The organism is Curtobacterium sp. AB7 (assembly GCF_044909335.1).
In the GTDB taxonomy this organism is placed as follows: Bacteria; Actinomycetota; Actinomycetes; order Actinomycetales; family Microbacteriaceae; genus Curtobacterium.
Map to the genome: position 1 here is coordinate 447586 of NZ_JBIYED010000002.1, position 25269 is coordinate 472854.

General features: G+C 68.8%; 20 protein-coding genes. 10 read left to right on the top strand and 10 right to left on the bottom strand.

The features are described 5' to 3' along the window. The first annotated feature begins 29 nt into the window (after window positions 1-29). Entirely contained in the window at window positions 30-335 is a 306-nt protein-coding gene (locus ABH929_RS08180) for a biopolymer transporter Tol (RefSeq protein WP_404560818.1), read from the top strand. 93 nt (window positions 336-428) lie between these two features. On the opposite strand, the gene ABH929_RS08185 is transcribed toward ABH929_RS08180, so the two are convergent. The 4 genes from ABH929_RS08185 to ABH929_RS08200 all read right to left on the bottom strand — a co-directional run bounded on the left by ABH929_RS08185 (window position 429) and on the right by ABH929_RS08200 (window position 5705). Beyond that, window positions 429-2255 (bottom strand): beta-galactosidase family protein, encoded by a 1827-nt coding sequence (locus ABH929_RS08185; protein WP_404560819.1) that lies wholly within the window; start codon window positions 2253-2255, stop codon window positions 429-431. 70 nt (window positions 2256-2325) lie between these two features. Further along, window positions 2326-3660 carry an ABC transporter substrate-binding protein gene (locus tag ABH929_RS08190; RefSeq protein WP_404560821.1) on the bottom strand — a complete coding sequence of 445 codons (1335 nt, stop codon included), beginning with the start codon at window positions 3658-3660 and terminating at the stop codon, window positions 2326-2328. A 99-nt stretch (window positions 3661-3759) separates the two neighbouring features. Then, window positions 3760-4761, bottom strand: coding sequence for a carbohydrate ABC transporter permease (locus tag ABH929_RS08195; RefSeq protein WP_404560823.1), 1002 nt, complete (start codon window positions 4759-4761; stop codon window positions 3760-3762). Continuing rightward, window positions 4758-5705 (bottom strand): carbohydrate ABC transporter permease, encoded by a 948-nt coding sequence (locus tag ABH929_RS08200; protein ID WP_111086247.1) that lies wholly within the window; start codon window positions 5703-5705, stop codon window positions 4758-4760. Before ABH929_RS08200 ends, ABH929_RS08195 begins: the two co-directional genes overlap by 4 nt. 191 nt (window positions 5706-5896) lie before the next feature. On the opposite strand from ABH929_RS08200, the gene ABH929_RS08205 reads away from it, so the two are divergent. Beyond that, on the top strand, window positions 5897-6940 hold the full coding sequence (locus ABH929_RS08205) for a LacI family DNA-binding transcriptional regulator (protein ID WP_276582895.1): 1044 nt from the start codon (window positions 5897-5899) through the stop codon (window positions 6938-6940). A gap of 367 nt (window positions 6941-7307) precedes the next feature. Here ABH929_RS08205 and ABH929_RS08210 read toward each other — a convergent pair whose 3' ends face one another. Continuing rightward, window positions 7308-8813: an alpha-N-arabinofuranosidase gene (locus ABH929_RS08210; protein WP_404560824.1), complete on the bottom strand. Its 1506-nt coding sequence runs from the start codon at window positions 8811-8813 to the stop codon at window positions 7308-7310. Between the two features lie 307 nt (window positions 8814-9120). Here ABH929_RS08210 and ABH929_RS08215 point away from each other — a divergent pair, with 307 nt between their 5' ends. The 3 genes from ABH929_RS08215 to ABH929_RS08225 all read left to right on the top strand — a co-directional run bounded on the left by ABH929_RS08215 (window position 9121) and on the right by ABH929_RS08225 (window position 12439). Then, on the top strand, window positions 9121-10476 hold the full coding sequence (locus ABH929_RS08215) for an extracellular solute-binding protein (protein ID WP_404560825.1): 1356 nt from the start codon (window positions 9121-9123) through the stop codon (window positions 10474-10476). Window positions 10477-10551: 75 nt separating this feature from the next. After that, window positions 10552-11523 (top strand): carbohydrate ABC transporter permease, encoded by a 972-nt coding sequence (locus ABH929_RS08220; RefSeq protein ID WP_404560827.1) that lies wholly within the window; start codon window positions 10552-10554, stop codon window positions 11521-11523. A gap of 1 nt (window position 11524) precedes the next feature. Next, the gene (locus tag ABH929_RS08225; protein ID WP_111086243.1) at window positions 11525-12439 is read left to right on the top strand and encodes a carbohydrate ABC transporter permease; all 915 of its coding nucleotides are present in this window, start codon (window positions 11525-11527) and stop codon (window positions 12437-12439) included. 177 nt (window positions 12440-12616) lie between these two features. Here ABH929_RS08225 and ABH929_RS08230 read toward each other — a convergent pair whose 3' ends face one another. Next, a complete protein-coding gene (locus tag ABH929_RS08230) occupies window positions 12617-13456 on the bottom strand; it encodes a siderophore-interacting protein (protein ID WP_404560829.1) in 840 nt (279 codons plus the stop codon). A gap of 28 nt (window positions 13457-13484) precedes the next feature. Between ABH929_RS08230 and ABH929_RS08235 the strand changes: the two genes are divergently transcribed. Genes ABH929_RS08235 through ABH929_RS08250 form a run of 4 tightly spaced genes read left to right on the top strand, consistent with a single transcriptional unit; the run spans window position 13485 to window position 17558 of the window. Continuing rightward, entirely contained in the window at window positions 13485-14564 is a 1080-nt protein-coding gene (locus tag ABH929_RS08235; RefSeq protein WP_404560831.1) for a FecCD family ABC transporter permease, read from the top strand. A 29-nt stretch (window positions 14565-14593) separates the two neighbouring features. Beyond that, window positions 14594-15670, top strand: coding sequence for a FecCD family ABC transporter permease (locus ABH929_RS08240; protein ID WP_404560832.1), 1077 nt, complete (start codon window positions 14594-14596; stop codon window positions 15668-15670). Beyond that, complete coding sequence (locus ABH929_RS08245; RefSeq protein WP_404560833.1) at window positions 15667-16536, top strand: ABC transporter ATP-binding protein; 870 nt, start codon at window positions 15667-15669, stop codon at window positions 16534-16536. The genes ABH929_RS08240 and ABH929_RS08245 overlap by 4 nt, the downstream gene beginning before the upstream one ends. Before the next feature lie 11 nt (window positions 16537-16547). Continuing rightward, window positions 16548-17558 carry an ABC transporter substrate-binding protein gene (locus ABH929_RS08250; RefSeq protein WP_404560835.1) on the top strand — a complete coding sequence of 337 codons (1011 nt, stop codon included), beginning with the start codon at window positions 16548-16550 and terminating at the stop codon, window positions 17556-17558. A gap of 98 nt (window positions 17559-17656) precedes the next feature. Here ABH929_RS08250 and ABH929_RS08255 read toward each other — a convergent pair whose 3' ends face one another. From ABH929_RS08255 to ABH929_RS08265, 3 genes are all read right to left on the bottom strand, one after another. Continuing rightward, a complete protein-coding gene (locus ABH929_RS08255) occupies window positions 17657-19711 on the bottom strand; it encodes a transglycosylase domain-containing protein (protein ID WP_404560836.1) in 2055 nt (684 codons plus the stop codon). Window positions 19712-20873: 1162 nt separating this feature from the next. Then, the gene (locus tag ABH929_RS08260; protein ID WP_404560837.1) at window positions 20874-23081 is read right to left on the bottom strand and encodes a phospholipase A2; all 2208 of its coding nucleotides are present in this window, start codon (window positions 23079-23081) and stop codon (window positions 20874-20876) included. Window positions 23082-23547: 466 nt separating this feature from the next. After that, entirely contained in the window at window positions 23548-23985 is a 438-nt protein-coding gene (locus ABH929_RS08265; protein ID WP_263090116.1) for an NUDIX hydrolase, read from the bottom strand. A 42-nt stretch (window positions 23986-24027) separates the two neighbouring features. Between ABH929_RS08265 and ABH929_RS08270 the strand changes: the two genes are divergently transcribed. After that, window positions 24028-24258: a hypothetical protein gene (locus ABH929_RS08270; protein ID WP_263090114.1), complete on the top strand. Its 231-nt coding sequence runs from the start codon at window positions 24028-24030 to the stop codon at window positions 24256-24258. On the opposite strand, the gene ABH929_RS08275 is transcribed toward ABH929_RS08270, so the two are convergent. Then, window positions 24255-25211: a phosphotransferase gene (locus ABH929_RS08275; protein ID WP_263090112.1), complete on the bottom strand. Its 957-nt coding sequence runs from the start codon at window positions 25209-25211 to the stop codon at window positions 24255-24257. The two genes, ABH929_RS08270 and ABH929_RS08275, sit on opposite strands and share 4 nt — an antisense overlap. Window positions 25212-25269 lie beyond the last annotated feature (58 nt).

The window sequence follows — 25269 nt, forward strand, 5'->3', positions numbered from 1 at the left end:
GGGGACCAATGACGGTGCAGACTCGGGGCATGACCGCCGAACCCGACGACCACTTCTTCGTCGTCGACGGCCGACGCTGGCGCCGCACCGATCCGGCCCTGCCCGAGGAACTCGCGGCCGAGCTCCGATCCCACCTGGGGCGCGGGCGCAACGCGGTGAAGACCGCGAAACGCGCGGGCGACGATGCTGCGCTGGCCGCGGCACGGCACCGGAACGGGCTCGCGAAGCACGGTCTGGGCGAACGCGGCCCGGAGTGGTGGACGCGCCCCGAAGCCGATCGGATCGCCGACGCCGAGCAGGCCCTGGCCGACCTGGACGCCCTCGACGCCGACTGATTGTTCCCATGACGCCCGTGGTGGAAAGCGGAATCGGGCGTACCTGGTCGGGAGTTCCGACCAGGTACGCCCGATTCGACCAGGTACGCGCGGCTACGCCTCGGTGTGCCCCAGGTCGGGCTGCACGAGCAAGTGGGCCGTCCGGGACGCCGCCGCGTGCAGCTCGAGGACGACGAGCTCGTTCCGGCCCTGGCGCAGGACCGGGCCGGGGATCGCCAGGGTCTGCTGCGGGCCGCGCGACCAGTACCGACCGAGGCAGAACCCGTTCACCCAGGCGACACCCTTGCGGAAGCCGTCGAGCGCCAGGTAGCGGTCGTCCGCCGCGTCGAGGTCGAACGACCCGGCGGCGAAGGTCGGCCCCGCGAGCACCTCGCCGTCGGTCGGCTCCGCGGCGGACAGCGCATCGAGGGCGGACGGTGCGATCGGGTCGAGCGCCAACGGTGCCGCGGTCCAGCGCGAGAGCGGGACACCGTCGACGGCGACGCCGCCGATCAGGCCCTTCGGTTCGCCGATGCGCAGGCCGTAGTCGACCCGGCCCTGGTCCTCGACGAGCAGTTCGAGGGTGCCGGTCACCGGCGGCAGGACGATGGCACGGTCGTGGTGCTCGCGCTCCAGGACACCGACGACGACTCCGTCGACGGACACGACCGCGCGGTCGCGGACCTCTTCCCCGACGGTCAGCACGCCGCCGGTGGGCAGGTCGACCTCGGCCCGGTACAGGACGAAGCCGCTGGCCGCACCGAGGGCGTCGAACGTCGGCGGCTCGTCGTGCGCCGACCACGTCGTGAGCGTGGGCAGCAGGGAGCGGAGCGACGCGACGCGGTCGAGGCGGACGGCGAGGTCCGATGCGGGGGCGACCCGGGCCTCCCGGTCGCCCGAACGGTCGTGGGATCCGAGGCGACCCGACCCACCCGGCTCCATGGATGCCGGAAGCGGCGGGACGGGCGCGTAGCGCTCGATGACCGCGCGGAAGGCGTGGAACTTCGACGTCGGCCGACCCGCCTCGTCGAGTGGGGCGTCGTAGTCGTACGACGTCGCGATCGGCCGGTACACGCCCTTGTCGTTCGCGCCGTTCGTGAAGCCGAAGTTCGTGCCGCCGTGGAACATGTAGATGTTGACCGAGCCGCCGGCGGCGAGTAGGACGTCGAGGTCCTCGGCACTGGCGGACGCCGGCGTGGTGTGGTGGTGCTCGCCCCAGCTGTCGAACCAGCCGTCCCAGAACTCGGAGCACATCAGGGGGCCGGTGGGCTGGGCCTGCCGCAGGCGTTCGAGGCGCGCGGCGGACCGCGAGCCGAACGAGCCGGTCTTGTGCAGCGACGGCAGCGAGCCGTCCTCGAGCATCGTGCCCATCGGCTGGTCGACGCTCGTGAACGGAACCGTCAGGCCGATCGCGCGGTGCATCCTCTCGAGCTTCTGCAGGTACACGGAGTCGGAGCCGTACGCGCCGTACTCGTTCTCGACCTGCACGAGCACGATCGGGCCACCGTTGTCGATCTGCCGGGGTACGAGGACCGGTGCGAGCTGCTCCAGGTACTGCGAGACCGCTGCCAGGAACCCGGGCTCGTCGCGCCGGACACCCACGGTGCCGTCGGCGAAGAGCCAGTACGGCAGGCCGCCGTTGGTCCACTCGGCGCAGATGTAGGGGCCGGGGCGGACGATGGCGTGCATGCCCTCGGCCGCGACCAGGTCGAGGAACCGGCCGAGGTCGAGGCCGCCGGTCAGGTCGAAGACGTCGGGCGACGGAGCGTGCGCGTTCCAGGCGACGTAGGTCTCGATGGTGTTGAGGCCCATCAGCTTCGCCTTGCGGATCCGGTCGGCCCACAGGTCGGGGTGCACGCGGAAGTAGTGGATCGCACCGGACAGCACGCGGTGCGGCTCGCCGTCGAGCAGGAAGTCGGTGTCGCCGATGGCGAATCGCATGAGATGACTCTTTCAGACAGCGGGGTCGTGCGGACGACGTCCGCACGACCCCGGGGAGTTGGTGCCGGTGCTACTTGGTCGAGACCGTGAAGCCCTGGTCCTTGCCGTACTTGGCGAGGGCCTTCTGCCAGGCCTCGAGGCCCGCGTCGAGCGAGGTGCCGTTCTCGTACGCCTGACCGACGGTGTCGGCGTAGACGCTGTTCGCGTACACCTGGTACGGCAGGTAGGTGAAGTCGTTGTCCGAGGACTTCGACGCGTCGACGAGCACCTTGTTGATCTGCTGCCCACCGAAGTAGGACGGCTTCTCGTCGAGGAAGGCCGACGAGTCGAGGTCAGCGGTCGTCGAGGGGAACCCACCGGACTTCATGAAGACGTCGGTCGACTCCTTGGACGAGTTCAGCCACTTCAGGAAGCCCGCGGCGAGGGCCGGGTTCTTCGACTGCTTCATGACGACCTCGGCACTGCCGCCGTTGTTCGCGGTCTGGGCGGTGCCACCGTCGTAGGTCGGCATCGGAGCGACACGCCAGTCACCCGAGGCCTGGGCGACGCCGGACTCCAGGTTGCCGGGCATCCAGGCGCCGGTGATCATCGTGGCGATCTCACCGTTGCCGAGCTGCTTGTACCAGTCGTCGGTCCAGCCGACCGTCTTCGACAGCAGGCCCTGCTCGACGAGCTCGTTCCAGGTGCTCGTCCACTTCTTGCTGCCGGCGTCCTGCAGGTTGATCGTGACCTTGTCGCCGTCGGTGGTGAACGGGGTGCCACCGGCCTGGGCGATCATGCTCGTGGTGAAGCCGGCGTCGCCGGAGTCGGCCGCGATGTAGGCGTTCGGGTCGGCCTCGTGCAGCTTCTTCGCGGCGGCGACGTACTCGTCCCACGTCTTCGGCACGGCGATGTCGTGCTTGTCGAAGACCGTCTTGTTGTAGAACAGCGCCATGGGGCCGGAGTCCTGCGGCAGGCCGTAGACCTTGTCGTCGATCGACACCGAGCTCCAGGTGCTCTTCGCGAACTTGTCCTCGAGCGAGTCGAAGCCGTAGCCGGACAGGTCGAGCAGCGAGTCGGACAGGGCGAACTGCGGCAGCGCGAAGTACTCGACCTGGGCGACGTCGGGGGCGCCCGAGCCGGCCTTCACAGTGTTCTGCAGCTTGGTGTACTGGTCGGCGCCGGTGCCGGCGTTGACGAGCTTGACCTTCACCTTGGGGTACTGCTTCTCGAACGCGGCGACCTGGGCCTTGGCGGAGGGGGTCCACGACCAGTAGGTCAGGGTGCCACCGTCCTTCAGCGCCTTGGTGATGTCGTCGGACGAGCCACCGGAGGACGAGCCGCCGGACGCGCAGGCGGTGAGGGCGATCGTGGCGGTGACGCCGATGGCGAGGGCGCTGAGCCCGCGCCGGAGACGCTTGTTCATGGGGGTGCCTTTCACTTCTTCGTGGAGAGGGGGTAGGGCTGCTGTGTTCCGGACCGGAGGGCGCGTGGCGGGGTCGCCACGGGCCTCCCGTCCGACGGATCAGGCCTTGACGGACCCGGCCGCGAGGCCGGACTGCCAGAAGCGCTGGAGGAAGAGGAACGCGACCACGATCGGGATGATCGTGAGGAGCGATCCCGTGACGACGAGGTTGTAGATCGGCTGCGCACCGGAGCCGGTGGCCTGGGCGTTCCACTGGTTCAGGCCGACCGTCAGGGGGTACCACTTCGGGTCGCTCAGCATGATGAGCGGCAGGAAGTAGTTGTTCCAGGTGGCGACGACCGCGAAGAGCAGGACGGTGACGACACCGGGAGCGAGCAAACGGAGCGCGATGGTGAAGAAGATCCGGAACTCGCCGGCGCCGTCCATGCGGGCGGCCTCGAGGAGTTCGGCGGGGATCGCGTCGACCGCGTAGGTCCAGATCAGGTACATGCCGAACGGGCTGATGAGCGACGGCAGGATGATCGACCACGGGGTGTTGGTCAGGCCGACCTGCGAGAAGAGCAGGAAGGTCGGGACCGCCAGGGCCGTGCCGGGGACCGCGATGGCACCGAGCACGATGGCGAACACCGCCCGGCGTCCGGGGAACTGGAACTTCGCCATGCCGTAGCCCGCGACGGTCGCGAGCAGGGTGGCGCCACCGGCACCGACGACCACGTAGAGCAGAGTGTTGCCGAACCACTGCAGGAATATGCCGTCGTTGTAGGTGACGGTGTCGACGATGTTCTGCCAGAGGTTGAAGTCCCCGCCGAACCAGAGCCCGAACGTGGAGAGCAGCGACGCCTGCGTCTTCGTGCTGTTCACGAGCAGGTAGAAGAGCGGCGCGAACGAGTAGACGACGAAGACGACCATGACCGCGGTCAGTAGGCCGGAACGCTTCGGCTTGCGTCCGTCGACGTGCTGCTCGGCCTTCCGCTCGGCCTTCCGCTCGGCCTTCCGGGAGGCGCGGGTCGAGCGGGTGCGCGGGTCGCGCTGCGTCGTGGTCGCCTCGGTGACCGTGGCCGGCCCGGCGGCGCCGGTCGCGGGGTGCTGCATGGTGCTCATCGGTTCTCCTGGCGGGTTCCGCGGACCTGGACGACGTAGGCGATCACCGCGGTGATCACGCCCATCACGATCGCGACGGTGGCGGAGTAGTTGAACTGCTGGCCGCTGAAGGACAGCGAGTAGGCGTACATGTTCGGGGTGAAGGCGCTGCCGATGACGTTCGGGGCCAGGGTCTTCAGCAGGTTCGGCTCGTTGAAGAGCTGGAAGCTGCCGATGATCGAGAAGATCGTGGCGATGACCATCGGGCCGCGCAGGGCCGGGAGCTTGATCGAGAAGACCGTGCGCAGGGGGCCGGCGCCGTCGAGCTCGGCGGCCTCGTACAGCTCACCGGGGACCGTGCGGAGTGCGGCGTAGAAGATCAGCATGTTGTAGCCGAGGAACTCCCACGTGACCACGTTGCCGATGGAGGTCAGCACCCAGCTGGGGCTGAACGGCTGCAGCAGGTCGATGCCGAGTGCGTCGTTCGCCGCACCGGTCAGGCCGAACTGGTTGCCGTAGATGAAGCCCCAGATCAGGGCCGCGACGACACCGGGGACGGCGTAGGGCAGGAACACCGCGATGCGGAAGAAGCTCGTGCCCCAGAGCCGTGCGCTGTCGAGTGCGAGGGCGGCGACGAGTGCGAGCCCGAGCATGATCGGGACCTGGACGACCAGGAAGATCGCGACCCGACCGAATCCGGACCAGAACTTGGCGTCCTGGAAGAGCTGGACGTAGTTGGCGAACCAGACGAACTGGTTGCCGCCGATGAGCTGGTCGCGGAACAGGCTGAGCCACAGGGCGTAGCCGATCGGGACGATGAGCATGGCGATCAGGACGACCACGAAGGGGCCGACGAACAGCCAGCCGGTGTAGCGCCCCCGCGCCTTGGTCCGGCGACCTGCCGGGCGGGGGGCTGCTGGCTGCGCTGCGGCTGCCTCGCCGGGCCGCGCTGCGAGCGTGCTCATGTGACTCCTTCGTCTGCTGCGTTCGGGTGTCCGGTGTCTCGGTCGCGGCCCGGGCCCGGTGTCGGGCGCTCTGGCGATCGCAGATGTTGACGTCAACATCGAACGTCAGGACGATAGCATGGCAACGTCAACATGCGCTAGCGTCCGGGAACGCAGACTGCGTGATCCCGCAACGGAAGGAGCTCGAGCCGATGACGACCGAGTCCCCCGCCGGCACCCGCCGCTCCCCCTCGATGGCCGCCGTCGCCGACGCCGCCGGGGTCTCGATGCAGACCGTCTCGCGCGTCGCCCGCGGGTTCGACAACGTCAGCCCGGACACCCGCGACCGGGTCCAGCGCGCGATGGACACCCTGGGTTACCGGCCGAACCGTGCCGCACGGGCCCTGCGATCGGGCCGCTTCCGCACCATCGGCGTGATCATGTTCACGCTCGCGTCCTTCGGCAACATGCGCACACTCGAGGCGATCGCCGACGCCGCCGGTGCCGCCGACTTCACGATCACCCTGCTGCCGATGGCCTCGCGCACCGAAGAGGGCGTGCGCTCCGCGTTCTCCCGCCTGCACGAACAGGCCGTCGACGGCGTCGTGATCATCATCGAGTCGCACATCATCGACACGGCCGAGGTCGTGCTGCCCGACGGCGTGCCCATGGTCATCATCGACTCCACCGGCAGCACCGACCACCCCGCGATCGACACCGACCAGACCGACGGCGCGCGCCAGGCCACCCAGCACCTGCTCGACCTCGGCCACGAGACCGTCTGGCACGTCGCCGGACCGACCTCGTCGTACTCCGCCGCACGCCGGTTGGCCGCGTGGCAGGACACCCTGTCGCGCGCCGGGCGGCACGTCCCGCCGGTGTTCCACGGCGGGTGGACGACCGAGCACGGATACTCGGCCGGGCTCGAGATCGCCGCGCGCCCGGAGATCACCGCCGTGTTCGCCGCCAACGACCAGACCGCGCTCGGGGTGCTCCGCGCCGCGCACGAGTTCGGGCGGTCCGTACCGTCGTCGCTCAGCGTGGTGGGGTTCGACGACTCCCCCGAGTCCGACTCCTTCTGGCCGCCGCTCACCACCGTGCACCAATCCTTCGACGAGGTCGGGCGCCGAGCCGTCGCGAACCTGCTCGCCCAGATCGACGGCGAGTCCGTGTCCTCCGCCCCCGACCTGGTGCCCGTGCGCCTGGTGGAGCGAGCGAGCACCGCGCGCCCGCCCGCGCGCGCGCCCGCGCGCTGACGCGGCCCGGCCGCGGGTCGCTGGCCGCGCCCCGAGACTCGCGGTGAGCGACCGACCTTGCGACCGCGGGCGCGAGAAGTGTCGCCCAGGCCGAGACTCGGCCCGCAATCCCTGGACCCACCGGACGGGAGGCACGGTGCCAGCCCGCCACGGGCCTCCCGTCCGGCGGACGGCCGGGTCTCGGGCACGCCACGCCGAGACTCGGGGTGAGCGACCGATCTCGCGGCCGCGGGCGCGAGAAGTGTCGCCCAGGCCGAGACTCGGCCCCGCCGCACGCCAGCGCACGAACGAGCAGAGGACGTCGGGCGCGAGCGCCCGACGTCCTCTGTGCTCACTCGACGCCCGCCGCAACGCACGCCGAGGCGTCTCAGCCGATCGACACGGCGGTCCAGGACACGGGCGGCAGCTCGATCGTGATGGTGTCGCCGTCGCGGCTGACCGTCTCGTTCGTGCGGAGCCCGACGCGCTCGGTGGACGAGAGGTCGTTCACGGCGTGGATGTCGTCGTCCCAGACTCCCTCGGCACGGACGTCGCCCGAGGCCGCCAGGCCCGCGAGGTCGATCGTGACGGTGGTCGACTCGGACGGGTGGCGGTTGATCAGGAAGACCGCCGCCTTGCCGTCCTCGGTCACGGTGGCGGCCGAGTCCACGACCGGCACCTCGCCGTACTTGCCGCCGTCGACGGTGTCACCCGAGGCCTTGACCTGCAGCGACGTACCGTTCGCAAGGCGCGACGTCAGCGAGAACGGGAAGAACGTCGTCTGGCGCCAGGCCGGGCCGCCGGGCTCGGTCATGATCGGGCCGATGACGTTGACGAGCTGCGCGAGCGAGGCCGAGGCGACGCGGTCGGCGTGGCGGAGCAGCGAGATGAGCAGTCCACCCACGACGACGGCGTCGGCGACGGTGTAGACGTCCTCGAGCAGACGCGGAGCGACGGGCCAGTCCTGGAGCGTGAACTCCTTCTGCATCTCGTTCCACTTGGTGATGGACCAGACGTTCCACTCGTCGAACGAGATGTCGATGCGCTTGTCGGACTTCTTCTGCGCCTGCACGTGGTCGGCGGCGGTGGTGACCGTCTTGATGAAGTGGTCCATGTTGACGCCGGCGGCGAGGAACGACGGCAGGTCGTCGCCCTCTTCGTAGTAGGCGTGCGCCGAGATGTAGTCCACGTCGTCGTAGGTGTGCTCGAGGACGGTGCGCTCCCACTCGCCGAACGTCGGCATCGACGCTCCGGACGAACCGCAGGCGACCAGCTCGAGGTCGGGCTGGATCTGGCGCATGGCCTTCGCGGTCATGGCGGCGAGCTTGCCGTAGTCCTCGGCGTTCTTGTGGCCGAGCTGCCACGGGCCGTCCATCTCGTTGCCGAGGCACCACATCTTGATGGCGAAGGGCTCCTGGCGGCCGTTGGACTTGCGGTACTCGGACAGTGCGGTGCCGGCGTCGATGTTCGCGTACTCGAGCAGCTCGATCGCCTCGGCGGTGCCACGCGTGCCGAGGTTCACGGCGAGCATGAGCTCCGAACCGACCTGGTCGAGCCAGTGCTGGAACTCGTGCAGGCCGACCTCGTTGGTCTCGGTCGAGTGCCAGGCCAGGTCGAGACGCTTCGGGCGCTGCTCGACGGGGCCGACGCCGTCCTCCCACTTGTAGCCGGAGACGAAGTTGCCGCCGGGGTAGCGGATGGCGGAGACGCCGAGTTCCTTGACGAGCTCGACGACGTCCTTGCGGAAGCCGTGCTCGTCGGCGGTCTCGTGCGCGGGCTCGTGGATGCCGTCGTAGACGTGGCGGCCGAGGTGCTCGACGAACCCGCCGAACAGGCGACGTCGCACCGGCCCCACGGTGAACGCGGCGTCGAGGACGAGGTGTGTGCGGGGCATGGATCTCCTTCGATCGTGCGAGAGCGGGTACTGCGGGTCGTGCGGTGTGCGTGCTCGGTCCGGCGCCAGGGTAGCGAAGCGGTCCGTCACGAAAGTGAGCGCTCACCTGACCGAAACGCTACCGGGTTCCACGGCGACGCGAAAGGGGTGGCGGATGATCTTCGCGAGCGCTAATGTGAGCGCTCACGGAGCACCGACCCACGGCTCTCGTGCACGGAGCAGCAGTGTTCCGCGAACGGAGCAGCGATGCTCCGGCGGGAGCACCGACCCTGCTCCCGAGCCCGGCCCATCCCGATGGAGTGATGCCATGCCGAACCGCCCAGCAACACCCGCGTCGCGCCTCTCGCGCCGCGGCTTCCTCGCCGCAGGAGCGGCGGCCGCGACGGTCCTGCCGCTCGCCGCGTGCTCGAGCCCGATCGCAGCCGGCCTGGCCGGCAGTGCACTCAACCCCGAGACGCTCGTCTTCTGGAACCTCTTCGGCGGCGGTGACGGCCTCCGCATGCAGGCGATGGAGGACGGCTACGCGAAGCAGCACGGCGGATCGAGCTCGCTGCAGGCCACCACGTTCGCGTGGGGCAACCCGTACTACTCGAAGCTGACACTGGCCACCGTCGGGAACAAGCCGCCGGACGTCGCGGTCGCCCACCTGACCCGGGCGAAGCCGCTGTGGGACGGCGACCTGCTCGACCCGATCACGTCCGAGGACCTGGCGAGCGTCGGCCTCAGCGCCGCCGACTTCAACCAGAAGGCGTGGACGGCGCAGAAGACCGACGGCAACAACATCGCGATCCCGCTCGACACCCACCCCTTCGTGCTCTTCTACAACGTTGACGTGTGCAAGAAGGCGGGCCTGCTCGACAGCGACGGCAACCTCAAGGACCTGTCCGGCATGGACACGTTCGAGAGCGCCCTCGCCGCGGTCGCGAAGGTCACCGGCGGCACCGCGCTCAACGTCGCCAACGTCGTGCCGGAGACCGCCACCCCGTGGCGCTTCTTCTGGACGATGTACAACCAGATCAACGACGCGACGCCCTTCATCAGCGACGGCGGCGCGAAGCTCACCGTCAACGAGGACGCCTACAACGAGGTCACCAGCCGCACCCAGAAGTGGGTCAAGCAGGGCTGGATGAACAAGGCGCTCGACTACGCCACGGCGCAGTCCCTGATGTTCGACGGCAAGGCCGGCTTCTTCATGCAGGGTGAGTGGGAGATCAGCACGGCGCAGTCCATCAAGGGACTGAAGTTCGGCATGGCCCCGATCCCGCAGCTGTACGACAAGCCCGCGACGCAGGCGGACTCGCACACCTTCGTGCTGCCGAAGAAGGACCGCACGCCCGAGCAGCGCAAGCAGCACATGCTGTTCATCAAGCAGATGCTCGAGCAGAGCCTGACCTGGGCCGAGGGCGGGCACGTCCCCGCCTACATCCCGACCTTCGACAGCAGCGCCTACAAGGAGCTCAAGCCCCAGTCGAACTACGCGGCCGCAGCCGAGACCGCCGTGTTCGACGACGCCGCCTGGTACGGCGGCTCCGGTTCGACCTTCGAGGGCACCGTCGGCGCCCAGCTGGCACTCGTGCAGCAGGGCAGCTCCTCGCCCGCACAGGCGCTCAGTGCCATCAAGTCGCAGCTCGCGACCTACCTGAACACCCCGAGCCCCCTGTGACCGGGCACGCGACCACCGGGCATGCACCTGCCCGGCACGTGAACGCCGTGAACACCGCGCGAAAGGCACGATGACGTGACCACAGCACCTGTCCTCGACCGGCCCACGGACGCGGCCACCGCGTCGCGTCCGCGCCGGAACCGCACCTACGGCACCAGCCTCACCCGTGGCCAGGGCCGCAGCGGCTGGCTCTTCCTCGCCCCGTTCGGCCTGTTCTACGTGGCGTTCCTGCTCGGCCCGACGGTCTGGATGATCGTCTCGAGCTTCTTCAACACCTCGACCGTCCGCACAGGCCTCGGCAGCTTCGCCGGGTTCGCGAACTACGCCGAGATGCTCGGACGTTCCGACTTCTGGTCGTCGCTCTGGCACACGCTGCAGTTCACGCTGTACACGACGCCGCCGCTCGTCATCCTGGCGTTCGTCTTCGCCGTGCTGACGAACCGGATGAACCGCGGCCAGTGGTTCTTCCGACTGGCGTTCTTCCTGCCCTTCATCCTGCCGTCGGCGACGATCTCGCTCATCTGGGTGTTCATCTTCACGCCGGCGACCGGCCTGTGGGCGAGCATGCAGTCGGCCATCGGCCTCACCCCGGGCTCCGGCATGCTGTCCAGCCCGAACACCGCGATGATCGGTGTCGCGATCGCCACCGTCTGGTGGACCCTCGGCTTCAACTTCGTGCTCTACCTGGCCGGTCTGCAGGAGATCCCGCGCGAACTGTACGAAGCGGCCGCCGTCGACGGTGCGTCGAACTGGCAGCAGATCAAGTCGATCACGCTGCCGCTGCTCGGCCGCACCACGACGCTGGTCATCCTGTTGCAGATCATCGCGAGCCTGAAGATCTTCGACCAGGTGTACCTGATGACGAACGGCGGACCGGGTATCTCCACCCAGGTCTCGCTGCAGCTCATCACGGGCGTCGGCTTCACCGACAACCGACTCGGTGCCGCCTCGGCAGCGTCGGTGCTCCTGTTCATCGTGATCGTCGCGATCGCGGTCATCCGGCAGCTCGTCGAGCGCGCTGCCGCCAAGCGAGAGATCGGGGCCTGACATGACCGCCACCGAGAGCATCACCACCGGCCGCGCCAAGCTCCGCACCGGCGTCTCGGCCGCCGCCCCCGCGAACGCCGCCAAGATCGGTGTCTCCGGCAAGGGCTTCAACCTGGTCGCCGGGATCATCCTGATCGTCTTCGCGATCATCTGGCTCATCCCCAGCCTGTTCGCACTGAAGACGTCGCTGTCCGACAACGGCGTCGCCGCCCTCGGCGCGAACTCGATCCTGTCGAACTGGAACCCGACGCTGCACTCCTACGCGTCGCTGTTCCAGGCCGGCGACATCTGGAACTGGTACCTCGCCAGCGCCATCACGAGCGTCATCACGGCCGTCCTGACGGTCATGTTCGCCTCGATGGCGGCGTTCGCGCTGTCCCGCCTGGTGTTCCGCGGTCGGAACATCGCGTTCCTGCTCATCATCCTCGGGATCATGATCCCGACGCAGGTCCTGATCATCCCGATCTTCCAGGAGCTCAACGCCGTCGGCCTGCTGAACACCTACTGGTCGGTCATCTTCCCGCAGGTGCCCGCCGTGATCGCGGTGTTCATCTTCAAGCAGTTCTTCGACGGGATCCCGAAGGAGCTGGAGGAAGCGGCACGCATCGACGGTGCCAACATCTGGAAGATCTACTGGTCGGTCATCCTGCCGCTGTCGCGTCCGGTGATCGCCGCGGTGACGATCCTGACGTTCGTCGGTGTCTGGAACAACCTGCTGCTGCCGCTGTTCGTGCTGTCGAACCCGGACCTCATGACGATCCCGGTCGGGCTCGCCACGGTCCAGGGCAGCTTCGGTCAGCGCTACGCGGACATCCAGGCCGGAGCGATCCTGGCGGCGCTGCCGCTGATCATCCTCTACCTGATCTTCCAGCGGCAGATCGTGGAGGGCGTGACGGGTTCCGGCCTCAAGGGCTGACGCCACCCCACAGCGGACGGGAGGCCCGGTGCCAGCTGGCACCGGGCCTCCCGTCCGTCGTGGTGGTCGCGTTCCGGGCGTACCTGGCGGAAACGGGCGTACCTGGTGAGAAGTTCCGTGGCGGTACGCCCGACAACGCCAGGCATCGCACACGCCATGGGAAGGAACGGGCGCCGCTCAGGCGGAGACGGACTCCTTGGCGTCGTGCTTCCAGAAGCCGGAGAACGTGATGCGCGCCTTCGGCAGACCCGCACGGTGCAGGTGCCGGCGGCCCTCGGTGGCGAGGGTCGACTCGCCGACCACGAAGGCGTAGCCGCGGTCGTCGACGGGCACGTGCCGCTGCAGTTCGGCGAGCGCGGCGCGGCCCGGGACGGCGTGGTGGTCGACCTCGTCGCGGACGATCCACGTGACCGTGACCCCGGCCGGCGCGTCGATCTCGCGGACGTCGCCGGCGGTGGGGACCTCTTGGATGATGCGGCCGACGGCGTTCCGGGGCAGCGATGCGGCGATGCCGAGCACGCCGGGCAGCCCGGTCTCCTCGGCCGCGATCACGATCTCGCTGGTGTCGTCCGGGCAGTCGAAGATGCAGCCCTGGTCGAGCATCGCCAACTGGTCGCCGGGGCGGGCACCGCAGGCCCAGATCGCGGCACGGCCCTCGGGCTCGCCGTCGGGGTCGGTGTGCACGACGAAGTCGATGTCCATCTCGGCGGTGCCGTCGGGCATCGGGCGGAACGCGGCGACGGTGTAGTTCGCGCAGTGCGGGCGGACGTCCTCGGGGATGGCCAGGAACGTCGGCCACCACTTCTTGCCGTCGAGGTCCGGCATCCGGAACGCGTCCTGGTCCGGACGCCCGGTGAACAGGCGGAACCAGTGGTCGAAGCCGAGGAAGGGGAACTCGTGCAGGTCGTCGCCGGTGACGGTGACACGCTGCATCGACGGCGTCGTGCGCTCGGTGCGCAGGACCCGAGCACGGAAGAGCCGGGGATTCTCGGGCAGGAGCCGCGGAGTCTTCGCCATGAGGCAAGGCTAACCTAAGATGTTCTTCGTGCCAGCCCCCTCCCCTGCCCTGGCTTCCGTCTCGGAGGCCCGCGTCGCCGACGCGTCCGCCGCACTCGGCGTCCACCGCACCGCAGTCCGTCGCCGCGTCCTGGTGATCGCCGCACTGGTCGTCGTGCTGGTGCTGGTCGCGGTCGCGAGCATGCTCCTCGGCAGCAACCGGATCGGCGTCGACCGGGTGCTCGACGGCCTGTTCCGGACCGGGTCGACCACCGACGAGGCGATCGTCTGGGGCTCCCGGATCCCGCGCACGCTCATCGGCGCCGCGGTCGGTGCGGCCCTGGGGATCGCGGGCCTCCTGATGCAGGGGCACACGCGCAACCCGCTCGCCGACCCCGGACTGTTCGGGGTCTCGTCGGGTGCCGGGCTCGCCGTCGTCCTCGGCGTCTACGTGTTCGGGGTCACGAGCACCGGCGCGACGGTGTGGTTCGCACTCGGCGGCGCGCTGGTGGCGAGCGTCGTGGTGTTCTCGGTGACCATCGCGGGCAGCGGCACGGCCAGCCCGGTCCCCCTCGCCCTCGCCGGCGCTGCCGTCTCGGCCCTGTTGGGCGCGCTGACCTCGTTCGTCGTCCTGACCGACCAGGACTCGCTCGACGCGTACCGGCTGTGGGTCGTCGGTTCCCTCGCAGCACGGCAGCTCGACGTCCTCGGCGCGGTGTGGCCGTTCCTCGTCGCCGGGCTGGTGCTCGCGGTCCTGAACGTCCGGGCCCTCGACGCGCTCGGGCTCGGCTCGGACCTGGCCAAGGGCCTGGGCGAGAACGTGCTCGTCGCGCGGCTCGTCGGGCTCGGGGCCATCACGTTGCTCGCAGCCGGAGCGACCGCCGCCGCCGGCCCGATCGGGTTCGTCGGCCTGACCGTGCCGCACGTCGCCCGGGCCCTCGTCGGCACCGGGCACCGGTGGACGCTGCCGGTCTCCGGGCTCGTCGGTGCGGCGCTCGTGCTGCTCGCCGACGTCGTCGGACGCCTGATCGGTGGGTTCTCCGAGGTCGAGGTCGGCATCGTCCTGGCCGTCATCGGCGGCCCCGTCTTCGTCGCCGTCGCCCGCCGCCGATCGCTGGTGTCCCTGTGACCGGCACGACCGAACGAGCATCCGCGTCCATGTCCGGCGCAGCCGTCCGAGCGCCCGGCCGGGCCGATGTCCGCTTCGGTCCGATCGGCCTCGCCTGGCGCCCGCGGGTGTTCTGGTACACGGCCGCCTCGCTCGGTCTCGTCCTGGTGCTCGTCGTCCTCGGTGTCGCGATCGGCTCGACCTGGATCGCGCCCGGCACCGTGGTGCGCTCGCTGCTCGGACTCCAGAGCGGCCCGGACGCCTTCATCATCACCACGCTCCGGCTGCCCCGCGTCCTCACCGGAGCGCTCGTCGGACTGACCCTCGGCATCGCCGGTGCGCTGACCCAGACCTTCACACGGAACCCCCTCGGCACCCCGGACATCATCGGCGTGACCTCGGGTGCGAGCGTCGGCGCCGTGGCGGCCATCGTGCTCGGTGGGGGCACGTACTCGGTGTCCTCGATCGTGCTCAGCGGTGGGATCCCGGTGGCCGCGACGATCGGTGCGCTCGTCGCCGCCGCCGTCGTGTACGGGCTCGGCTGGCGCGGCGGGGTGCAGAGCTACCGGCTCATCCTGGTCGGCATCGGCGTGAGCGCGACCCTCGACGCCGTGACGAGCTACCTGCTCGTCCGCGCCAAGATCACCATCGCCACGGCTGCGTCGCAGTGGCTCGTCGGCAGCCTGTCGAGCACCTCGTGGTCGAGCGTCTGGCCCCTGCTGATCGTCGCCGCGGTCGCGGTGCCGATCGCCCTGGCGACGAGTGCGGCGCTCGGCATCGGACAACTCGGTGACGAGGTCGCGACCGGGGTGGGGCTCGCCGTCCAGCGACACCGTCTGCTCGTGATCGCCCTGGCCGTCGTGCTCACCGCCGCCGCCGTCGCCGCCGCCGGACCGGTCGGCTTCGTCGCGTTCGTGGTCCCGCAGGTCGGACTCCGGCTGGCCGGGACGAACCGGCCACCGCTGCTGCTCGCCGGTCTGCTCGGCGCCGCGCTGGTCCTCGCTGCGGACCTGCTGTCCCGATCGGCGTTCCCGTGGCAGGTGCCCGTCGGCATCATCACGACCGTGATCGGCGCCCCGTACCTGATCTGGCTCCTCGTCCGTCACCGCAAGGAGATGTCCCGATGACTCCCCCGTCGACACCCCCGTCCACCCCGGTCCTCGAAGCACGCGGCCTGTCCGTGGGCTACGACCGACACCCCGTGCTGACCGACCTGGACCTGCGCATCGAGCGCGGCACCGTGACGACCTTCCTCGGCGCGAACGGCTGCGGCAAGTCGACCCTGCTCAAGGCCTTCGGGCGGGTGCTGAAGCCGCAGTCCGGCGAGGTCCTGCTCGACGGTGCCCCGATCCGCAAGGAACCGAACCGCCAGGTCGCCCGGAAGCTCGCGATCCTGCCGCAGTCACCCGTCGCACCCGCCGGCACCAGCGTGCTCGACCTGGTGATGCGCGGCCGCAACCCGCACCAGTCGTGGGCGAAGCCGTGGACCGCGGACGACGCCGACGTCGCCGAGCAGGCCATCGCGGCGACCGGGCTGACCGACGTCGCCCACCGCGACGTCGCGAGCCTGTCGGGTGGCCAGCGACAGCGTGCGTGGATCGCCCTGGTGGTGGCGCAGCAGGCCGACACCTTGCTGCTCGACGAACCCACGACCTACCTCGACCTCGCACACCAGCTCGAGGTCCTGCGCCTGGTCCGTCGACTCAACCGCGAGCAGGGTTCCACCATCGTGATGGTCCTGCACGACCTGTCGCTCGCGGCCCGGTTCTCCGACCGGCTCGTCGTGCTGCACGACGGCGGCGTCGCTGCCGACGGCGCACCGCACGAGGTACTGACCCCCGCGTTGCTCGAGCACGCCTTCGGGCTGCACGCGCGCGTGTTCCCGGACCCCGTGACCGGCGCCCCGATGATCGTGCCCGAGGCCGACGAGCACGACACGTCGCTGCACCGCGAACGCGACGCCGTGCTGGCGACCGCGGCAGACTTAGGTTAGCCTCTCCTAACGTGAAGCTCTCCCGACGCGGCTCCCTCCGAGCCACCCTCCTGACCTCCGTGGCCGTCTCGGCCCTCCTCCTCGCTGGCTGCTCGAGCGCCGACTCGAACGACTCCGACGGTGACACCGCGGCATCGAAGGCCTGGTCCTACGAGGACGCCACCGGTACGACCGTCAAGGTCGACCACACGCCGAAGCGTGTGGTCGTGCTGAACGACATCGCGATCTCGTTCATCGAGTACGGCCTGAAGCCCGTCGGCACCTTCGGCCAGCTGACCATGGCGAAGGACGCCCGGTTCGACGACCTGGACACCGACGGCATCACGCAGCTCGGCACCGGGTACGGCGACATCGACCTCGAGAAGCTCGCCGCGCTGAAGCCTGACCTGGTCGTGACCTCGGTCTACCCGACCGACGAGAAGGGCACGCTCGACGACACGCAGCCCGGCTACGGCTTCAAGGACAACGAGCAGGAGAAGCAGATCGAGGCCATCGCGCCGGTCGTCCAGGTCAAGTGGGGCGGCAAGGGCGAGGACGTCATCGAGAAGATCGCCGACCTGAGCGAGTCCCTCGGCGCCAAGGAGTCGACGATCGAGGCCGCCGAGAAGCGCTTCGACACCGCCGGCGACGAGCTCGAGAAGGTCGCGAAGGAGCAGGACCTGTCGGTCGTCTCCATGTACGCCGACGGCGACGGCGCCTACGTCACCCGTCCGACCGACGAGCCGCTGCTGCAGATGTACTCGTCCTTCGGGGTCGACTTCGTGACCCCGAAGCCGAAGGGCTTCTACTGGGGCATCTACTCGTGGGAGAACGCGGGCCAGATCACCGGTGACGTGCTGCTGCTGTCGCAGCAGGGCTACCAGGTCGCGGACCTCGAGAAGCAGCCGACCTTCGCCGACAACGCAGCGCTCGAGGCCGGCCAGGTCCACAGCTGGACCTTCCCGGCGCTCGACTACGCCTCGCAGGCCGACTACATGAAGCAGCTCGCGGGCTGGCTCGAGGACAGCAAGAAGCTGTCCTAGAACGCAACCGACGAACAGACGGGAGGCCCGTTGCCAGCTGGCAACGGGCCTCCCGTCTGTTCGGTGTCGCGTCTCGTGCACGTGACCCGCTGCTGTCGTCAGCCCACCGGCAAGGCGGCGTTCACAGCGGTCTGCGCATCGCGCCAGACCGCTGCGCGGGACCCCGCGTAGGTGCCGCCCTGACCGTTCGAGTAGTACCGCAGGTTGTGCTTCCCGCCGTCGGTGTTGCCCTGCCAGTACGCGGTCACCGCGCGCGAGCTCCCGCCGACCAACCACACCTGGTCGGCGGCGTCGGCCGTCCCGGTCTTGCCGAACAGCGTGGTGCCGTCCGGGGTCTGGCCGCCGCTCGCCGTGCCGCCTCGGAACGCGCCCTGCATGACCTCGAACGCCGTCGCCGCGGTCTGCGGCGAGACGGCCTGCGAGCAGGTGCGCGGCTGCCCGCCGAGCTCCGTGCCGTCCGGTGCGGTCACCTGGTCGATGACGACCGGCGCGCAGTACCGACCACCGTTCGCGACGCCCGCGTACGCCGCCGCCATCGTCAGCGGCGCGATGCTCTCGGTACCGAGCAGCGACGCTGGGTTCCACGGCAGCTCACCGCCGGCGGCCAGGTGCACACCGAGGCGCTTCGCGACGTCGCGGATGTCGCACAGGTCGAGCTGCGCGGCCATCGACTGGTAGGCGGCGTTCACGGACTGGGCCGTGGCCGAGCGGACCGAGTACGGCCCCTTCTGGCCCGGCGAGTCGTTCTTCGGCTGCCAGAAGGCCGTCGTCTGCTCGCCGCACGCCGTCCACGTGCTCTGCGGGTGCGGGGTGCCGTTCACGACCGTGTCCGGGCTGCGGCCGGCTTCGAGCCACGCCAGCAGCGTGAACATCTTGTACGTCGAGCCGGTCTGGAAGCCCGTCGAATCTCCGTCGGCCTGGTCGACGGCGTAGTTCAGCGACGTCGCCGTCGGTGGCGCCTGCTCCGACCGGTCGTAGTCGGTGTTCTGCGCCATCGTGAGCACCCGGCCGGTGCCCGCCTCGACGGTGTTCAGCGTCGCGCCCAGCGCGAGACGAGTCTCGGTCTTCGGGTCGTACCGGTCGAGCAGGTCCTTCTGCTTCGCGTTCAGGTCGAGGTCGAGCGTCGTCTGGATGCGGTACCCACCCGTCCGCCAAGCATCGGCGCGCTGCTGCTTCGTCGCTCCGAGCTGCGGCAGACGTGCGGCGACGCGCTTGGCGTAGTCGCAGAAGAACTCCGCCCCGGTCTCGACGGCCTCGCACCCCTGCTGCGGCGCGGTGATGCGCACGTAATCAGCCACCTGAGACAGCCGTGCCGTGCGGTACTCGTCGGTCGTCAGGTGCCCCTGCTCGTGCATCGAGCGGAGGATCACGTTCCGCCGCGCAGCGTTGTCACGGTAGTGGTCCGGCGTGGACAGGTCGCGGCGCTCCGGCCACTGCACGATCGCGATGAGCGATGCCGCCTCGGCCGGGGTCAGGTCGGTGGCGGACTTGCCGTAGTAGTGCTGCGCGGCCGACTGCACGCCGTAGGTCTGGTCGCCGAAGTAGGCGATGTTCAGGTACGCCGTCAGGATCTGCTCCTTGGTGTACTTCTTCGCCAGGCCGATCGCGAGCTTCATCTCGGCAAGCTTCCGCTGCGGCGACCGCTTCGTCGCCTCCTTGTAGCCGGCCCTCTGCTCCTCGAGCGTCGGCAGCTCGCTCGCCCGCTGGATCTTGATGTTCCGGACGAGCTGCATCGTGAGCGTCGAGCCGCCCGAACCGCCTTCGCCCTGCGACGCGGCGACGCTCACCAGGGAGCGGACCATCGACGTCGCGTCCACACCACCGGTCTCGTAGAACCGCTTGTCCTCGCCGTCGACCGCAGCGTGTTTCAGCTGGTCGCTGATCTGGTCGAACGACAGCTCCTGCCGGTCCTGCGCCCACACGTTCGCCAGGTGCACCGGTTCGCCACCGCGGTACGCCCAGACCTGGTTGCGCTGCGGCAGGTCCCCGATCTCGATGTGCTCCGGCAGCGACTCGAACACCCCGATCGCCGACGTCGTGCTCACTCCGGCGACCGCGATCATCGGCGTCACGCCCACCCCGACCATCAACCCGGCGAGCACACTGCCGCCCACGAAGCCGAGCGCGGCTCCCCCTACACGTCTCATCGTCATCGCTCTGGATCCCCCGTGGTGCATCACCGCACCGATCTGGTGCGGTAGTTCGGGAGCGTCCCAGCCGATCTCGGGCGGTCGCCGGGACTTCGCCGCGGAACACCGCCGTGTCCGCTGGGAAAGCGCCCGTCGTGACGGGATCGTGACGTCAGCGGGGGCGATCTCGTCCCGCCGGACGATGACGGGCGACCCCGAGCGCGCTCGCCTCTGCCCGTTTCGTCGCCGGCGGTCATCTCAGTACGAGCGTGCAGCACGTGAGACACGAGCTCCGGATGCACCTCCATCGACAACACGTCGGTCGTCGCGGCGCACGCCCGCGGCAACGAGGGGTCCTCGCGCCGAGCCGCGTCCCCCTGCCGGACGCACAGGCGAGCCGGATCCGATCTGCGTCGCCAACCTTGTCTCGCAAGCCACTGCCAACGACACCTTCACCGAAGACGCTTGCGAGACATGGTTGTGAAAACCGCCGCACCCCGGATCCCGCGGGACGGAACGCCTCGGCGGTGCTACCGACGAGACGTTTCGCAACCGTAGGGATGCAAGACGGTACTCGCGGCCCTACTCGGGCGAGTCCGCGAGCCAACGAATCCGAGCGAGGACCTCGTCGAAGGCAAACACTTCGCAGTCCGGCAGCGGGCACTGGTTCGCACCACGGTCGAGACGGGTGAGAGCTCGAATGACTAGCGAATGATGTCGACTCAGGTCCGATAATGGTGCCTCTCGGAACGTTTCAGCGGAGATGGAAGCGCTCCTCACCGTTTAGGGAGCCGCGGCAGCACAAGACCCCGACACCCCGGTGAGGGGCAGTCGGGGCGGGAGCGGGTGTCCCGGCCGTCACGCTGACAACGACTCAGCGACCGAAACGAGAGAATATGCCAAGGAAGGGGCGGGAGCGGGAGCGGGAACGCCCTCGCCCCTTCTCGGCGTGTTAATAGATATTAACTTGCACGCCGCTTCGCCCGGATGACTCCGACGATGAGAGCAACCACAAATGTGACGATTCCCGCAATGCCAATGATCATCCCCCCAACGAAAGCACCGGCTGCACCGAACGGGAAGCCTCCTTCGGAGGGATCAAGCAGGACGCTTCCACCCCAAGCCGTCAGCACAAAGCCTGCAATCAGCAATGAAGTGCTCACTAGATGAGCCGCGCGTGAGATATTCATGCCTTACTACCTTTCCCAACATAATGGGACTTACCGTACTTTCGAACGAAGGCGTAGTACACGCCTGCCCAAGCAGGGCAACCCGCGAGAACTGCCCCCACCTTACCGCCATATGCAGCGTAGCAAGCCTTGAGCATGTTGGCCTTCAAAGCTTTATCGCAGTTCAAGCGCGACGTCTTTGAGTTTTTTCCGTAACAAATGTCATGTGCGTCACAGGCCGGTTTGAAGTTCGCCAAGAAGATGCGGTCTGGGGATTTCGTGCATCCATTGGGAGCAGCCCTCACGGACATGCCCCCGCCCTCGGCGGCAAATCCGGGCTGGGTGGTTGCTTCGCCTTCCTCCGCAACTCGGAAGTGCCAGGACGGCGACTCGAGCGACCCGGTCGTACCCCAACTGTTCGCAGCGTGCACGATCGTCGACCACGCGTAGGAATGCCCCCGAATGAGGGGTTCGTCGTCAATTAAGAGGGGCTCGTCTTGAAGCTGCTCCACCCGCACTGCACCCGTGGTCTCGTCGACAAGGGTGTACGAGACGCGAGCGTCCGAAGGGAGGACTGCCGACGTTGAGAGGAACGGGAATAGCGCGATCGTTGGCTCCGTGATAGCCCCGTCTTCAGTTGACGGGATGAGGCTTTCCGAGTCCCAGGATCCCACACCGAACTGAGTGCTAGTCGTCGCACTCGATGTAGTGCCGTCGGTCACGACAGCTTCGATCGTGACTATCCCGGTCAGATACTGCAGGTTGTACGTGAAGGTTGAGCGGCCGGATTCATTGAGCACCTCAGTTGAGTCCAGCGCACCGTTCACAATGAATTGAAGCTCTTGGCTGCTCGTGCTTGCTGCCGGGGCGGTGACTGTACAAGTAACACCGTTTGCCTGCGCTTGTTCGTCCCGAACCCAGGAACCCGCAGCAAAGGGTGCAGCGCAGCCAATTGTCGGCGCAGTGGGGTCTACATACCACCCCTGCACGTCGATGACGTAGTTGGTGGGGTCGGCGACGTTGTTGAGGTTGATCTTCCCGTTGGCGCCGAGGGCGACGGTGACGGTGTTGGTGCGGATCTCGTCGGTCTGGAAGTTGATCGACGTCGTCTCCGGCTGCGTGGTCCCGTTGGCCCAGACGGATGCGCGACCGTCGCTGCCGCCGTGTGCGGCGGTCAGTGTCAGCACGACTGCGGTGATGCCGGAGCCCATGACGGGGACACCGGCCTGCCCGGCGACCTGGATGGCGCGGGTTTCGTTTTTGGCGAGGATCGTGTTTCCCGTCGCGCGGGAGTCGAAGACCCGACCGATGCCGGGCGTGAAGGTTGCGCCAATGACGCCGGCCTTCGTGAAGTACCCCTGGAGGTCGATGACGAGGTTGATGGTGGACGAGCCGTTGTAGATCGTCATCTTCCCGCTCGAGGACAGGCGCACCTGCGCCTGGATCGAGGTGTTCACCGACGGTGCGTAGTGCAACGCGTTGTCGGGACGGGTGGTCCCGGTCGCGTACGGGGTGAGGTAGCCGTCGGAAGCGGTGGAGTTGATCGGGAGGAGGTTCACGACCGCGCTGGACGCGCCGGCCGGGACGCCGTTGGCACCGGTGACCTGAATGTCGACGCTCTTCCCGGGTGCGAGGAGCGCCTTCGGGGCGCCGAGCCCGGAGCGGGTGTCGACGATGCGCTTGCCTGCGACGGGGACGAAGCCGCCGGCGGCGGTGCCGTCGGTGTTGGCGGTGTAGTAGCCCTGCACGTCGAGGATCAGTCGTGCGGCCGTCTCGGTCGACACCTGGATGGTGCCGGCGGCGCTGACGGCGACGATCGCGGTGTTGGAGACGTACTCGCCAGTGTTGGCGTTGTAGATAAGCATCGTCGTGCGCGACGTGTCCGCATCCGGACGACCGAAGAGCGTGCCTGCGGACGGTGTACCGCTGACGGTTGCGTTCAGCGAGACAGCGCCGACGGTGCCGTCATTGGGGATCCCGGCGACGCCGGCGATCTTGATGGTCCGGTACTTGCCCGCCTCCATCGGCGTAGTGAACCCGCCTGTACCAGCCTTGGTGTCCAGGACACGGCCGGATGCGGGCACGAACACGCCACCGGTTCCGGTGTCATTGATGGCCTGCGCCGGTGTGGCGACGAGTAGTGATCCGACAAGTGCGAGCGCGCCGAGGGTTGCAGCAGCGATACTGCGCTTCCTCGTGCGCGGAGCGTGCAGCAGTGTGCGCACGAAACCCCCTACGTGATTGACAGCACGGGTTGCTGTCAGCTTGCGCAGCATATGAGGAAGCTGAGTTCCTGTACCCCACCCCCATACGGGGCGAAACCTAAAAGTCCTGTTCAGAGCGAGTAGTACCGCGACGGCCTTAACGTTTGCTCAGACAACAGTTACGCCTACGTGATCTTCGATGGCCTGCGGTTGAGGCGATGAGGCGCCGGCTGATCAGCGCCCGCAACGCCATGGACTGGTACCGGCCGAAACAGCATCTTGACCAGCCCTGGTGTCGACACAGCACCGGGTCACCGCGGGACTCGACCACGACACGAAGCACCGTGGGAACGACAACACAGAGCGAAGCTGCTCACAGCGCGTCGGGCGCCCGGCTCTACCTGTCCAGAAACGATCGTTTGTGAACGCGGTCACGGCCACGGGTAAGAGGTGCACCGCCAACCGAGGGGCCGACGGGCTCGTGACATCAGCTGGCCGAGGACTCCATCGGGACGGTACCCGCGAGCAGATCGAGCACGCCGTCCGGGAACACCGGGACGTCCGTGTCGACGGGCACCCAGCGCACCGGGCTGCCCTCGTCCAGCACCACGAGTTCGGCGTCGAGCGGCACTTCGTCCAGATCGGCCGACCGGACGGCGAACACGTGGACGTACTCGTGCCCGGGCTGCCCCTCGTACTCGAACAGGTTCTCGAGGACGCCGAGCAGCCGGACCTCGTCAAGTGCGACGTCGAGCTCCTCGCGGAACTCGCGACGGAGCGCCTGGACGGCGGTCTCCCCGAACTCGATGCCGCCGCCGACCGCGCGGTGGAAGCGCAGGCCGCGCCTCTGGTCGAACGACTCGGACAGCAGCACGTGGCCGTCCTTGGTCGGCAGCCCGACCGCGATGTTCCTGATGCTCCCCATCACGCCACTCTGCCACCGGTGCGGGGTCGGTAGGTTCGGACCATGCGCGACTTCCGCTCGATCGTCACCCTCGCGATCATCTTCCTCGGTCTGGGCTTCCTGCTCACCGCCGGTGGTTCGGTCTGGACGATCCTCACCCCGGACGGCACCGGCGTGAACTTCGCCGCGGGGTTCATGTACATGGGCGGCATGGTCGTCGGTACCGCCGGGATCGCACTCGGGGTCGCCGCGCTCGTGGCCGTCGCCCGGGCGGCGAAGCGCTTCGGCCGCTAACCGGCGAGCGCCTCGGCAGCAGCACCCCACCCGGTGGGGTCGTCCCCCGGCGGGATGAACAGCATCGTGTTCCAGAGCACCAGGACGTCCCACCACGCGAGCTCGTCGGCAGTGAGCGCGCTCACCGAGCGGTAGCCGTCGAGCAGCTGCCGATGGACGGCCTCGGGGACCGGCCCCCAGTCGTGGAAGAGCGTCCCGAGCAGGACGGCCGACCGCGCCAGTTCGACGATGCGGTGGTCGCGGCGCAGGTCCTCGAAGTCGATGACGGCGACGACGTCCGCGTCGGCGCACAGGACGTTCGCCGCCCGGTAGTCCCCGTGCACGATCTGGACCGGCAGGTCGTCGGACGGCGCGGCCGTCAGCAACCGTCGCAGCGCCACCCGGGCACGGTCCGGCACGTTCGTCGTCGCACCCTCGAGCCAGTCCTCGACCTGCTGCAGGAGCGGGGCCGGCGGCGGGCGCACACCGGCTGCGCGCGCCCGATCGGGGCTGTCGCGCAGGGCGTCGTGGAAGTGGGCCAGCGTCGCACCGGCCGCGCGGACCTGTGCCGGTTCACGGACGTCCAGCAGTGTTCCGCTGATGACGTGCTGGAGCCCCATCGAGACTCCGTCGTCCTCGACCTGCACCCGTCCGTCGGGCGTCGGCACCGGGGCGGAAACAGGCAGGCCGCGCTCCGCGAGCCACGTCGTGAGGTCCGCCGCGAACGCCAAGCGCTCGAACCCCTCCGGCGCGATCGACCACTTCAGGAGCATCCGGCCGCCAGCGGTCGAGACCCAGGCGAGCGCGTTGTGGTCGCTCATCACGATGCGCTCGCAGGTATCGGCGCGCACACCCCACCGCCGCTCGAGCGTCCGGACGACCCAGGCGTCCGCAGCGGCGGCGTCCGTGAAGCCGAAGCGGTCGCGCAGGACACGGGCTGCGTCGCCCCGTTCCCACAGCAGCTCGAGTGTCATCAGCCCACCCTCGCAGGTCGCGCTACCATCCGGTACCGGTCCACGCACGGAAGCGAGT

Bases quoted from the DNA above. Each gene is read 5' to 3' on its own strand.
- ABH929_RS08180 (WP_404560818.1), top strand. From the start codon at position 30: ATGACCGCCGAACCCGACGACCACTTCTTCGTCGTCGACGGCCGACGC.
- ABH929_RS08185 (WP_404560819.1), bottom strand. From the start codon at position 2,255: ATGCGATTCGCCATCGGCGACACCGACTTCCTGCTCGACGGCGAGCCG.
- ABH929_RS08190 (WP_404560821.1), bottom strand. From the start codon at position 3,660: ATGAACAAGCGTCTCCGGCGCGGGCTCAGCGCCCTCGCCATCGGCGTC.
- ABH929_RS08195 (WP_404560823.1), bottom strand. From the start codon at position 4,761: ATGAGCACCATGCAGCACCCCGCGACCGGCGCCGCCGGGCCGGCCACG.
- ABH929_RS08200 (WP_111086247.1), bottom strand. From the start codon at position 5,705: ATGAGCACGCTCGCAGCGCGGCCCGGCGAGGCAGCCGCAGCGCAGCCA.
- ABH929_RS08205 (WP_276582895.1), top strand. From the start codon at position 5,897: ATGACGACCGAGTCCCCCGCCGGCACCCGCCGCTCCCCCTCGATGGCC.
- ABH929_RS08210 (WP_404560824.1), bottom strand. From the start codon at position 8,813: ATGCCCCGCACACACCTCGTCCTCGACGCCGCGTTCACCGTGGGGCCG.
- ABH929_RS08215 (WP_404560825.1), top strand. From the start codon at position 9,121: ATGCCGAACCGCCCAGCAACACCCGCGTCGCGCCTCTCGCGCCGCGGC.
- ABH929_RS08225 (WP_111086243.1), top strand. From the start codon at position 11,525: ATGACCGCCACCGAGAGCATCACCACCGGCCGCGCCAAGCTCCGCACC.
- ABH929_RS08230 (WP_404560829.1), bottom strand. From the start codon at position 13,456: ATGGCGAAGACTCCGCGGCTCCTGCCCGAGAATCCCCGGCTCTTCCGT.
- ABH929_RS08240 (WP_404560832.1), top strand. From the start codon at position 14,594: ATGTCCGGCGCAGCCGTCCGAGCGCCCGGCCGGGCCGATGTCCGCTTC.
- ABH929_RS08245 (WP_404560833.1), top strand. From the start codon at position 15,667: ATGACTCCCCCGTCGACACCCCCGTCCACCCCGGTCCTCGAAGCACGC.
- ABH929_RS08255 (WP_404560836.1), bottom strand. From the start codon at position 19,711: ATGACGATGAGACGTGTAGGGGGAGCCGCGCTCGGCTTCGTGGGCGGC.
- ABH929_RS08265 (WP_263090116.1), bottom strand. From the start codon at position 23,985: ATGGGGAGCATCAGGAACATCGCGGTCGGGCTGCCGACCAAGGACGGC.
- ABH929_RS08270 (WP_263090114.1), top strand. From the start codon at position 24,028: ATGCGCGACTTCCGCTCGATCGTCACCCTCGCGATCATCTTCCTCGGT.
- ABH929_RS08275 (WP_263090112.1), bottom strand. From the start codon at position 25,211: ATGACACTCGAGCTGCTGTGGGAACGGGGCGACGCAGCCCGTGTCCTG.